This is a genomic window from Thalassospira sp. Z349TD_5 (assembly GCF_056173045.1).
The window spans coordinates 211,981-224,352 of sequence record NZ_CM149654.1 but is presented as its reverse complement, the minus strand read 5'-3'; the positions used below and the strand labels follow the sequence as shown (position 1 = coordinate 224,352).

Here is a 12,372-nt window from a genome sequence, read left to right as displayed (position 1 = left end):
ATATCCTTTAAGATTTATTGAAAAATTTTCGATTAAAATAGATGGCATTCATCCATGACACATGCCCGACCATAAAATCATCATTGACCTTGGGACTGTTCTTTTGAGGAATTTGCTCACCAACTTTTGGTGAATAATTCACTTTCTTTGTAATATCGAAAAGCTGGAAACCATCCAGACAAATCTCTATATCCTTAATGCTTGTATTGTGACCATAGGTATCGCCAACCAATACTTCAATTTCGACAACAGATGTGTTTTGAAGCACCCGTTCCCCCCCCTTTAAAACCGAAACATCATTCCCTTGGGTATCGGATTTCAGCAGGTCGATGTGGTCGATCCCGTTTCGCATGCAGTATCCGTCTAAAGTCTCTACAGCCACTTCTTTCCGTTCATTCTCGCCTCCGAGCATAGGGTAAATTGAATTGAAGTTGCCTCGTCTCTGCTCGTAGAAAAATGCTTTCCCCTGAAAATCTGAAAGAGCCAAATTGTTTATTTGTATGTTGCTGTGTTGAGCAAACTTTGTCGCCAGATTTTGACAAGCAACCTCTGTTGGTTCGAACGAATGGATGGTTGGATTAAGGAAAAAAGACTGCCATGCTTCCATTGTTTCTCCTTTGTGCGCCCCAATATCAAAACAAACTGGCTGCCTCCGCTTCACCAAGTACTTGAGAGCGTCCGCCTCTATCTTGTCTGATTTCCACAGCCTCCTGTCATTTTCCGATAACAATACATACCCGGCTTTCCTCATTGCTTCCAAAAATCGTAATTTAAAAAAACCGGCCATCAGATGAAAATACCTTAACAATTATGGGGCGACATCGCTCTGTCGCAATCGGATCATCGTTATTCAATATTAAAAAAAAAACGTCAAGCGCACTCCGGGGCTACTGTCGGATAACGCACTTCAAGCCAAAAGCTGACAAATAGAGGTTGATTCCCGGCCCATTTCAAGGCTAGTCCTGTAGCATTGATATGGGAATATGTCATTCTCAGCTTGTTTATGGTTCTTTCTATCCGGGCTCTTTAAAATGAAAAATATTGCATTAAAAGCTGGCAAAAAATGAAGAATATTATCTTAAAAACCTTCAAGAAACTCGGTTACAAAATTGAAAAGATCACAGAGAACCCTACCCATGTGAAAATCCAGAACCAAATTCTCAGGAAGTTGATTGATAACCCAACCCCGGTAATTTTGGATGTCGGTGGGCACAAAGGTGAGTTTGTTATTCATTTTCGAGATAGCCTGCCTAGATCAGTCATACACTCGTTTGAACCAGAACCGAACAGCTTTCAACTGCTGAAGGAAAATACTGCCAGCTTCAAAAACGTTCACCTAAACAACTTGGGCATCACTAATGACAAGTCAGTAGGCATTGCTACTTTTTTTAAGCACAGTCATTCCAAACTGAATAGCCTGAACAAAATAAATGTAAACAGCAGGGTAATTCAAGATTCTCTGAAGATTCAAGACAACACAGCAGATGACCATAACAAAGAAATAAAAGTTCACCTTACAAGTCTAAATAAATACTGCAAAAAAAACAATATTGAATCCGTAGATTTATTAAAAATGGACACACAGGGGCACGAAAGAGAGTGCCTTGAAGGATGTTCTGATATTCTGCAAAATATAAAAATTATCTACACTGAGATAAATTTCTTTGATATGTATGAAGTAAGGTACAACTTCTTCGATTTGGAGAAGATTCTAATTCCAGCAGGATTTACTCTTTACGCCCTGCCACGCCTGAACAAAGAAAAAGGCTGCAACAAAATCAGTTGGGTTGAAGCAGTCTACGTCAACAAACGCTTTTTCCCGAACGCCTAACTAACTATCTTTTGTTGGCTGGCTTGCCTGACAGGGAACAACACCCACTTTTGATATTTGAACCTTGATCTGAACCCAGTAGGTCGCTAAACAGAGCGATACTCAAGGGCTTGGGAAGATACGTTACCAAGTCAAGTTTCCCGATTACGCAGGACATCTTACCATGGGGAAAACTTCATTCTGGTCGGGCCAAAAAATTCTGGTTACCGGTGCCTGTGGTACGATTGGTCAAAGACTGGTTTCCAGATTGCTAGAAGAAGACGTCGATGAAGTCGTTGCTTTTGACACCAATGAATTCGGCATTTTCTCCCTGCAACAACATTATCGCGATGAAAGCCGCTTCGATGTTGTTGTTGGCGACATTCGCAGTAGCTCCAGTATCAAGGATGCTTTGGCTGATATTAATATTGTCTTTCATGGCGCTGCACAGAAGCATGTTCATTTAAGCGAACGATATCCTGACCAAGCCGTAGCAACAAATATCACCGGTGTACAAAACCTGATATCAGCCGCTATTGAGAACGGTATCAATCGGGTTATTTTCATGAGTTCCGACAAGGCTGTGAACCCCACCAACGTTATGGGAACGTCAAAACTAATGGGCGAACGGCTAATTACGTCGGCTAATTTCTTAAAACAAAATCAGGGTACTATCTTTTCCTCTACCCGTTTTGGCAATGTTCTGGGCTCCCGCGGGTCTGCAGTGCCACTGTTCCTGAAGCAAATGCGGGACGGCAAGAATATCACACTGACAGATCCCGATATGACCCGCTTTGTCATGACCATCTCAGAAAGTGTCGAATTGCTCTTGAAGGCTGCATGCCATTCGTCCGGGGGAGAGATTTTTGTGACAAAAATGCCCGTCCAAAAGATCGTGGATATGATTGAGGCTCTTAAAAAAATCTATGCGCCCCAAATCAACCGAAATCCCGAAGACATCAAGATCTCGGTAATTGGCACCCGCCCGGGTGAAAAGCAGTACGAAGAACTTTTGAGTACGGAAGAGTTGCACCGCACCACCGAAACTCAGGATTTCTTTGTCGTCCGACCGACTTTGCATAAGGCCATGGATCAACTGGCGAAAAAGCCGGAAAGAGAGTATCGTTCTGACTTGGAGCCCGTCCAGACGGTTGAAGAAATTGTCAGTTATTTCCTTGATCACGATTTACTAAACCAAATAGATTATTGACAATTCCTAGGCGCGGTCATTTGACCTGACGAACTAGCCTTGTTTTCAAAGGACACAATTCCATGCGTATCATGATTTTAGGCGGAGACGGTTTCCTTGGCTGGCCGACAGCCATGTATCTCAGCAACAAGGGTCATGACGTTTTGGTCGCAGACAATTATCTGCGTCGAACAGCGTGTATAGAAAAAGACACGCCGCCCCTATTCCAGTTACCAAATTTGCTAGAGCGCCAGCGCTTATGGGAACAAAAATCCGGTAGAAAGATTGATGTTGAAATCGCTGATATTTGCGATTTTAGAACTCTTGCAGATATGCTCCGGAAGTTTCAACCAGATACAATTATCCATTATGCTGAGCAGCCTTCAGCTCCCTATTCCATGGCGGGATATGAAGAAGCCCGGTTGACCCTAACCAATAACTTGATTGGGACTTTTAATGTTGCTCAAGCCGTAAATGAAGTGAACCCAGCTATACACATTATCAAACTGGGCACAATGGGCGAGTACGGCACCCCAAATATCGATATCGAGGAGGGATTCATTGATATCGAACATAAAGGCCGAAAAGATCGCGTTCTCTTCCCTCGCCAAGCTGGATCTTTGTATCATACAACAAAGATCCAGGATACAGATCTACTATATTTCTATGTGCGGGCGTGGGGACTGAAAGTAACTGATCTGATGCAGGGCCCTGTTTATGGCATGTTTACCGATGAAATGGGAGACGATGCTAATCTGTTTACCTGTTTCAATTACGATGAAATTTTTGGCACCGTCCTGAACCGTTTTCTAGTGCAGGCCGTGGCAGGGATTCCTCTCACCGTCTATGGGAAAGGTGGGCAAACACGCGGCTATCTGAATATCAGGGATACACTGCAATGCTTGGAACTGGCTGCAAAAAACCCTGCCGGAAAAGGGGAAATGAGAATTTTCAACCAATTCACAGAAACCTTCTCCGTAAATGATCTTGCCCGTAAAGTTCAACAAGCGGGAAAACTGCTCGATCTTGATGTGAAAGTCCAGCAACTACCCAATCCTCGTGTTGAACTTGAAGAGCATTACTACAATCCAACACATACGGGGCTGAAGGATCTGGGTCTTGAGCCACATCTGCTGACAGACCAAGTTTTAACCGAGATACTGCAGCAAATCAGTAAGGTAAAAGACCGAATTCGCAATGACATCATCCTGCCGAAAACGGAATGGCGGAAATGACTGTCCCTTCTTTCCGTTTGAAACAGGAATTTCTCATTGGTAATAAACTGGTAGGACAAAGTTCACCTTGCTTTGTTATTGCCGAAGCCGGTGTTTCCCATTTTGGCGATTTTCAAAAAGCGCTGAAACTTGTTGAACATGGCGGTAGAGGCCCAAGCAGACGCAGTCAAATTCCAGATATTCAATGTTGATCGCATGATATCTAAAGCGGCAAATGATTGGAAGCTGCGTCTAGGGAATCGAGCCCTTCCTTATGAAGATTTTGCCCGCTTGAAAGAGTACTGTGATAGCAAATGTATCATGTTCACGGCAACAGCCCATGAAGAACAGAGCCTAGAATATTTGCATGAGCTTGACGTTCCCTTCTACAAAATTGGTTCTGGTGAGAGAAACAATGTACCCTACTTGCGCGATGTCGGCGCACAGGGAAAGCCGGTAATTTATTCAACGGGCATGCATGAAATCGCAGATATCGATACAGGATTGGTCGCCTTGACAGAAACAGGTAATACGGAAATTTCCCTATTACACTGCGTAACTGCCTACCCGACGCCCCCCGGCCAAGTCAATCTTGGTGCAATGCTGGACATTAGGAAGACATTTCAAGCTGTCACTGGCTATTCAGATCATACCGAAGGGGTCGATATCCCGCTGGCAGCAGTTGCCATGGGCGCCAAAATCATCGAAAAACACATTACGCTTGAATACAACATTCCTGACGCCCAGGATTGGAAGGTCTCCTGCGGACCGGAGAACCTAACAACCTTTGTTTCGTCAATTCGTAAAATCGAACAGGCAATGGGCTCTGGCAAAAAAATGGTATCGGCTACAGAAAAGAAAAGTCTCGGCTGGGCAACAAAATCTTTGGTTGCCTGTAGAAATTTACCTGCCGGGCATATCCTTCAAAAAGATGATCTGATCGCCAAGCGGCCAGGTACCGGTATATCGCCTAGAGACCTAGATAATGTCATTGGCAAAACCCTAATTGCAGATCTGAAAGAAGACGGAATATTGACCTCGGAAATATTGTCATGAAAAGAAAAGTCTGTCTTGTCCTGACGTCACGCGGAAACTACGGGAAAACCAAGTCCATAATTGAAGCTGCCAAGAGACAGCATGACATTCAATTACAGATCATAATTGGCGGATCCTTAGTTCTGGAGAAATATGGCAAAATTTTTGATTCGGAATATACCGACAGTTTCCATGTTGATGCTAAAATCCACTTTCTAGTGGAGGGGGAGACGCCTTTGACCATGGCGAAGTCTGCGGGCCTTGCCGTGTCAGACTTTGCAACGGCATTTGGGAACCTAGAACCTGATCTGGTAGTTGTAATTGCCGACCGTTTCGAATGCTTGCCTGTGGCCATGGTCGCCACCTACATGAACATTCCGGTTGCTCATATCGAGGGTGGAGAAATCTCCGGATCAATTGATGAATCCATTCGTCATGCAATTACAAAAATGTCCTACTTGCATTTTCCATGCTCCGAAGAAGCCCGTGATCGGATTATCCGGATGGGCGAAGATGCCCATCGCGTCCATTTGGTTGGCTCCACCAGTTTTGATGTTCTGTCAAAAATCAACCTCGACGACCTTTCCCCGTTTGACCGTTTGCAAGAAGAGAAGGGTGTTGGGCAACACGTTCGCGCGGAAAAAGGAAAGTACCTGATCGTCATCCAACATCCAGTGACAACTGAATATGAACATAACCGTGACTATATTCAGGAAACTGTCGATGCAATTGATGAACTGGCAATCCCTACGTTTTGGCTATGGCCCAATATGGACGCTGGGTCTGATGGCATATCAAAGGGTATTCGGCAATATCGGGAGTCCAGAAAATCCCGATCATGTTCATTTTTTCAAGAGCCTTCCGATCGAGCTTTTCGGCCCTCTGCTAAAAAATGCTAGCTGTATCGTCGGCAACTCCTCCAGCGGCATTCGTGAAGCAGCTTTTCTGGGAACACCTACCGTTAACATAGGAAATCGCCAAACTGGTCGGGACCGGGGTAAGAATGTCATAGACGTCCCCAATCAGCGCGAGGCTATAGTCTCCGCAGTACGGCAGCAACTTGGCCACGGCTCCTACGCACCAGACCATCTCTATGGTGACGGTAATGCAGGGCCCAAAATTGTCGATATTCTGGCGAAGGCCGGTTTGCAATCTCAAAAAATCAACAGCTATTAAACCCTCACTGCAAGATTGATATGACCAAGCCCGTCGCCATTTATTATTCTATGCTGCAATACCAGCCGGAAAGCCTGGAAAAACTGCATGAGCATTTCGATGTCGTTACTTTGCCGTCGCCGGAAGAAGACAATGGTGAAATACTGGCTAGGGCAAATGTCTTATTTGCCCCATTGGGTTATCAGGTTGACAAAAAAAAGATAGATTTATGCCCTTTGCTGCGAGTAGTCGCCTCCAACACGACAGGGCATCCCCATATTGATGTCAGCTATTGTGAGCAACGCAAAATTGGTGTCGCTTGTTTGAAGTTTTCCCCTGATTTTCTGCAGAATATTACACCAACAGCTGAACTTGCATTCGGACAGATTATTGCCCTGACACGCAATGTGGTGAATGCTCATGAATCCTGCCTTGCTGGCAAATGGAACCGGCGCCCTTTTGGTGCATCAAGTATGCTATCTAGAAAACGGCTCGGTATTATTGGCCTAGGTCGGCTTGGCAGTTTGGTCGCGCGCTATGGGAACGCGTTCGGCATGAATATTGGCTGGTTTGATCCATATGTCGAATCCACGGCCTATCATCGCTATTCTTCACTGCAGGAGCTGGCAGCAAACAGTGACATCCTTAGTCTGCATGTTCCTCATGAAAAGAACACGGAGAGCATGATTGATCAGATCATATTCGATGCCATGCCAAGGGGAAGCTATTTTATAAATACTGCCCGTGGGGAACTTGTTGATTGGTCTGCATTGCTGGGTGCGCTGAAATCCGGCCATCTGGCAGGCGCGGCTCTGGACGTCTTTGAAGGCGAATTTGTCCCAGGTTTTGCCGACACTTTCAATGATCACCCGCTACTGGATTATGCGAGAAAGAACAGTAATGTTCTATTGACCCCGCATATCGGCGGTTCCACCATTGACGCTTGGCGCGAAACTGAAATGAAGACCATTGAAATGTCATTGGACATTCTGAAAAGTTCTGGACAATGATGGAACAACGATTTGAGATAGAGAATGGGCGGGCAATTGGCCTAATTCCGGCCCGGGGAGGATCCAAGTCCATCCCATTGAAAAACCTGCATCCCCTTGGCGGAAAACCACTGATAGAATGGTCAATTGACGCAGCAAAGGGAGCTGGTACAACCCTTTCAGAATTACTATGCAGTACAGACCATCCCGGCATAACAGAGTTCTGCGAAAGTAGAGGCGTCAGACCGATCCCGCGTCCAGATGCTCTTTCTGGAGATGATGCACCTGTGACAGATGCCATACGGCATTGTTTGCAGGTACTAGCAGCGCAGAATAATAGACGTATCCCTGAAATTGTGGTCCTACTCCAGCCGACAAGTCCCTTTGTCCGGTCAAAAGACATTGTCGGTTTGGTGGATTTGTTGCGCGAAGATTCCCAAGCGCTTTCCGCGCAAACCATTATGCCCGTTTATCACAACAGCCATGCTTTCAATCAGCGAACACTAAGTGAAGTTGGCCAAGTGTCTTTTCATTTTAAGAACGAGCGAGCAACCGCCTACAACAAACAGCGAAAACCGGCACTGTATCTGTTTGGTAATCTTGTTGCCACTCGCAGTACGGCACTGCTGGACGGACAAGACTGTTTCGCCCAACCGTCTCGCGGGAAAGTCATTGATCGCTTTCATGCGATGGATGTGGATAGTGACGATGACTTCAAAATGGCGGAACTTTTGATTGCTGGAAATTTGGTCCAGACAGGAAAACACCATGATTGATATCGCTTTGCCTGATGAAAAATTTCTGCTGGATTGGTGGGCTAAAAATGATCTCGAAGATCTATTTGCTGCGGTCACCGAAAGTGCAAAGGCCCTTGCACCGAAAGGACAAAAACCTTTTCCTCCTCACAAAGCGGACTTGGCACGGTTACACTATCTAATCCATCACTACCGATTCCTGACCAGTCTGGAATTTGGTGTCGGATATTCTACGATTGTTCTTGCCGACGCCCATCGCAAGAATCGCTTAGACTATGAACAGTCTAAAGGCCAAAAACGTAAACTGCGAAACAGCCATCTATTCGAACACACCACGGTTGATACCGAGACGGTGTGGCTGGACTACACTGAAAAACTCTTGCCCAATGATTGCCGTACAGGAATATCATTTCACCAATCAGGTAGTACTATTGGTTTGTGGCAGGACCAGATTTGTCATTATTATGATCAGTTGCCAGATGTTTGCCCGGATTTTATATATTTGGACGGACCTGATCCAGACGCGGTGAAAGGTAGCATTAATGGCATCACATTCCGGCAAGAAGAGCGTACACCAATGGCAGCTGACCTGTTGCGACTGGAAGCAATTTTATTGCCCGGTACAGCTATTCTGGTTGATGGAAGAACAAATAACGCCCGTTTCCTTGCACAGAACTTCAGTAGACACTGGTCCATCGACTGGGACAAGAATGGTGACGTAACCCTGTTCATTCTGAGAGAAGACCCGCTAGGAAAACACAATATCAGCGGAAAAGCAGTTTTTGAAGAGTTGAGGTAATGCATCCTGTATTACGTGAACCGGCAATACGGCTGGTTGAAATTCTCCCTGTAACTTGGATTGTGAATAAGATTGTCCGGGACTGCGAAATACTGGAGGCTCCGGTTTCAAATGCCTCGACACGCACTATTCTGGCCGTAAATGCAACCAGGTTTCGTGGTGAGCTAGAACTTTTGCAACAGCATGGCAACTTCCGTATTGTAAAGATCCCGATAGGATGGCAAACCCGGTTCTATGGATGGTATTATCCTTATAACGAAGCCTGGCTGGATGCGGACAAAGATGCCGCAATTGGAAAACGTCGCGCACGATATCGTAAACTGTTAGAACGCATCTTTTCTCTCTTATTTAAGCGTTTGCAAGTCGATATGGTGATCGGTGCATCATTATTTTATCGTCACGACAACGATTGGGGTGTTGTTGCCCGCCAGATGGGAAGGCCTTATTATGTCTTTCATAGGGAATCAAATGTATCATCTAGACATGCAAAAAAATGGAACATCCAGCGCGCTCAACAGTTAAATAAGTTCCAAGGAACCATGGCTGTCTTCCAAAACAGTCTACAGCGTGACATTTATCTGGCTGAGGGTGCTGTTGATGAGAGCAATTCAACTGTTATTGGTGCCCTTCGCATGGATAGTCTGTTGGAGCGTATCGACACAATTACAGCCAAACGTGATCTGATACTGCAAAAAGAGAGAAAGAAGGTTGTTCTCTTCAGTTTTGGCCGTGCTACCGGTATTATCGGTGCGGCGCCGCCAAACTGGCCCAATGACAACAAGACCTATCTGGACAAGTTTTGTGAACAAACACATGTTGTTGTAGCACGCATTGCTGCGGAAAATCCCGACATTGAAGTTATCGTAAAGCCGAAATACGGTGGCACATGGACAAACAATATTACTGCATACATGACCCATGCAGGGTTTGATCCCGAAACCCTGCCGAATTTATTCATCGACGATGAGCTGGATGTGCATCAACTGCTCGAGGAAGCCGATGTTGTTATTGGTTTTGGGTCGACTACGCTTTTGGAAGCCGGCATTTGCGCCCTTCCCGTGATAATGCCTTGGTTTGCCGAGGCCCGAGATGAGAAATGGGAAGATTACATTCTGTATGGTGAAGAGAAAGAGGCCTTTGATCTTGCTATATCTGCAGATGATCTCCATCACAAAATCATTCAAGCCTTAAAAAATCCGAATGTGCCAACAGAACTCTTAGAACGACGCCGGGATCTCTTTGCAAAATATCTAGGCCAGTCAAGCATAGGGTCTGTTGACGCAGCGATCACGCTACTCAACCAAACTAAAATCTAATGAAAGGCTTGTTGATGGAAGACATAGGAAGAACTGTCTGTATCATCATTCAGGCACGCATGACATCCAGCCGGTTGCCTGGCAAAGTATTGATGCCACTAGGGCATCAGCCTGCCTTAGAACTCATGATTTCGCGCCTCAATAGATGCAAGCGAGTGTCAACAGTTATTGTTGCAACAACCTCAAACCATACAGATGATCCTCTGGCCAACCTCTGCGAAAAACTTCAAATTCCCTGCTTTCGCGGGGATGAATTTGATGTGTTGGGCCGCATGTATAAAGCCACGGAAATCCATCCTGCAGATTATTATGTTCGCTTAACCGCAGACTGTCCCTTTGTTGACCCTACCATTGTCGATCACGTCATAGAAGATACACTCTCACAGAATGCGGGATATGGGTCAAACATTTTGCCCCGAACATATCCGGATGGACTTGATGTAGAGATTATGTCAGCTTTTCTGTTCAATAAGTGCGCGCAAAATGCAACTACGATGCGGGACCGGGAGCATGTGACAACCTGGATCCGTGAACAAATTTCTTCAGGTTTAAACAGCTTTGTAACAAGCAATACTAAACATGATCGAGATTTGGGGTGGCTGCGCTGGACGTTAGACACAAAGGACGACTATAAAAAACTCCAACGCCTTGCAAGCGTTGTTCCATCCGATGCGCCCTGGACCGATTTTTTGCAATTCGACAGTGATTATCTAAGTGCAGATGAGAGCGGAAACAATAATTGACATGACAAATCCGAAATTCCGAAACTCCCATGACTTGCTAGAAAAGGCGTCAGCGGTTATCCCTTTGGCCACCCAAACCTTTTCGAAATCTATTTTGAATTTGGTTGTGGGAGAGTCCCCTTTGTTCTTGGAAAGCGGAAAGGGTGCTTATGTCCATGACATAGATGGTAACAGATTCCTTGATCTCATCCTTGGACTGTTGCCTGTTGTTCTTGGTCATGCCGACGACGATGTTAATGCTGCCATCACCCGCCAATTAGAAAAAGGAATAAGCTTCTCATTAGCTACGCCCTTGGAAGAGGAACTAGCATCCCTCCTATGCAAAGAAATTCCCTGCGCTGAAATGGTGCGCTTTGGCAAAAATGGATCAGACGCAACTTCAGCGGCAATTCGTCTCTCCCGTGCAGTTACAGGACGGGACAAAATAATCTGTATGGGCTATCACGGCTGGCATGACTGGTATATAGGCACCACAACCCGGGAACTCGGTGTTCCAAAATCGGTTGCAGAGCTCTCAGTCGCTGTGAACTTTAATGAGCCAGATCAGGTTGAAGACATTCTGCGATCTTCCCCGGACAGCTTTGCCGCCATCATTCTCGAGCCCGATGGCCATCAAACGCCAGCACCCGGATTTCTAGAAGCCCTTCGTCTTCTTTGTGATCAATACGGCGTAATTCTCATATTCGACGAAATTGTCACGGGCTTCCGTTGCAACATGGGCGGTGCTCAGAAACAATATTCGGTTACACCTGATCTGGCCTGTTTTGGGAAAGCCATGGGTAACGGTATGCCAATATCTGCCTTGGTCGGGCGACGCACTATCATGAAATCGGTCGAAGACATTTTCTTCTCTGGCACATTCGGCGGAGAGACCCTATCGCTGTCAGCTTCTATCGCAACCATTAACAAAATGAACAAGATCAACGGCGTTGAACAAATTCGCCGCACCGGCAAACGACTGATAAAAGCTCTCAACGATTCCAGTTTGCAAAACGGTTTGGATCAGCATCTTTCATTTGTCGGCCCAGATTGGGGCCCAGGCATACATATTTCCGATTGTGGAACAGGCGACTTGTTACTAACAAAATCTCTGTTGCGCCAATCACTTGTAGAGCAAGACATACTTTGTGGCGGGGGCATCAATTTGTGTGTTGCGCATGCAAAAGAAGATGTAGTCTCTGATATTGAGAACAATTGGAAAAACGCTATCACGGTCTTTTCGGATGCCGTACGCAGCCCTGCCCCGGCAACCCGACTTCGTGGCAAAAAGTTGGAGCCAATTTTTCAAATAAGACGCTGAAGACCTACTAAATGAAAGATAGAGTTAATAGTTTGGATAATTGACATTAGCCAAATCCGAGACAGTA

14 protein-coding genes are annotated in these 12,372 nt (G+C 45.6%); 13 read left to right on the top strand and 1 reads right to left on the bottom strand.

Annotation, left to right across the window (positions count from 1 at the left end; all coding sequences use genetic code 11):
* Positions 1-7: 7 nt before the first annotated feature.
* A complete protein-coding gene (locus AC0VXT_RS01030; protein WP_475547148.1) occupies positions 8-787 on the bottom strand; it encodes an FkbM family methyltransferase in 780 nt (259 codons plus the stop codon).
* A gap of 276 nt (positions 788-1,063) precedes the next feature.
* On the opposite strand from AC0VXT_RS01030, the gene AC0VXT_RS01025 reads away from it, so the two are divergent.
* The 13 genes from AC0VXT_RS01025 (at position 1,064) to AC0VXT_RS00965 (ending at position 12,305) form a co-directional block, all read left to right on the top strand.
* Positions 1,064-1,831, top strand: a complete 768-nt coding sequence (locus AC0VXT_RS01025; RefSeq protein WP_475547147.1) for an FkbM family methyltransferase — start codon at positions 1,064-1,066, stop codon at positions 1,829-1,831.
* Between the two features lie 163 nt (positions 1,832-1,994).
* Entirely contained in the window at positions 1,995-3,020 is a 1,026-nt protein-coding gene (locus AC0VXT_RS01020) for an SDR family NAD(P)-dependent oxidoreductase (RefSeq protein ID WP_475547146.1), read from the top strand.
* 62 nt (positions 3,021-3,082) lie between these two features.
* Positions 3,083-4,234, top strand: coding sequence for an NAD-dependent epimerase/dehydratase family protein (locus AC0VXT_RS01015; RefSeq protein ID WP_475547145.1), 1,152 nt, complete (start codon positions 3,083-3,085; stop codon positions 4,232-4,234).
* Positions 4,222-4,425, top strand: a complete 204-nt coding sequence (locus tag AC0VXT_RS01010; protein ID WP_475547144.1) for a hypothetical protein — start codon at positions 4,222-4,224, stop codon at positions 4,423-4,425. The genes AC0VXT_RS01015 and AC0VXT_RS01010 overlap by 13 nt, the downstream gene beginning before the upstream one ends.
* Positions 4,373-5,269, top strand: a complete 897-nt coding sequence (locus tag AC0VXT_RS01005; protein ID WP_475547143.1) for an N-acetylneuraminate synthase family protein — start codon at positions 4,373-4,375, stop codon at positions 5,267-5,269. Before AC0VXT_RS01010 ends, AC0VXT_RS01005 begins: the two co-directional genes overlap by 53 nt.
* Positions 5,266-6,147 (top strand): UDP-N-acetylglucosamine 2-epimerase, encoded by an 882-nt coding sequence (neuC, locus tag AC0VXT_RS01000; RefSeq protein WP_475547142.1) that lies wholly within the window; start codon positions 5,266-5,268, stop codon positions 6,145-6,147. Before AC0VXT_RS01005 ends, neuC begins: the two co-directional genes overlap by 4 nt.
* Positions 6,035-6,424, top strand: coding sequence for a UDP-N-acetylglucosamine 2-epimerase (locus tag AC0VXT_RS00995; RefSeq protein ID WP_475547141.1), 390 nt, complete (start codon positions 6,035-6,037; stop codon positions 6,422-6,424). Before neuC ends, AC0VXT_RS00995 begins: the two co-directional genes overlap by 113 nt.
* Before the next feature lie 20 nt (positions 6,425-6,444).
* Positions 6,445-7,413: a 2-hydroxyacid dehydrogenase gene (locus AC0VXT_RS00990; protein ID WP_475547140.1), complete on the top strand. Its 969-nt coding sequence runs from the start codon at positions 6,445-6,447 to the stop codon at positions 7,411-7,413.
* Positions 7,410-8,168: an acylneuraminate cytidylyltransferase family protein gene (locus AC0VXT_RS00985; protein ID WP_475547139.1), complete on the top strand. Its 759-nt coding sequence runs from the start codon at positions 7,410-7,412 to the stop codon at positions 8,166-8,168. Before AC0VXT_RS00990 ends, AC0VXT_RS00985 begins: the two co-directional genes overlap by 4 nt.
* The gene (locus AC0VXT_RS00980; protein ID WP_475547138.1) at positions 8,161-8,946 is read left to right on the top strand and encodes a hypothetical protein; all 786 of its coding nucleotides are present in this window, start codon (positions 8,161-8,163) and stop codon (positions 8,944-8,946) included. Before AC0VXT_RS00985 ends, AC0VXT_RS00980 begins: the two co-directional genes overlap by 8 nt.
* Positions 8,946-10,262, top strand: a complete 1,317-nt coding sequence (locus AC0VXT_RS00975; RefSeq protein WP_475547137.1) for a hypothetical protein — start codon at positions 8,946-8,948, stop codon at positions 10,260-10,262. Before AC0VXT_RS00980 ends, AC0VXT_RS00975 begins: the two co-directional genes overlap by 1 nt.
* A gap of 14 nt (positions 10,263-10,276) precedes the next feature.
* The gene (locus AC0VXT_RS00970) at positions 10,277-11,005 is read left to right on the top strand and encodes a cytidylyltransferase domain-containing protein (protein ID WP_475547136.1); all 729 of its coding nucleotides are present in this window, start codon (positions 10,277-10,279) and stop codon (positions 11,003-11,005) included.
* Position 11,006: 1 nt separating this feature from the next.
* A complete protein-coding gene (locus tag AC0VXT_RS00965; RefSeq protein ID WP_475547135.1) occupies positions 11,007-12,305 on the top strand; it encodes an aspartate aminotransferase family protein in 1,299 nt (432 codons plus the stop codon).
* Positions 12,306-12,372: the final 67 nt, after the last annotated feature.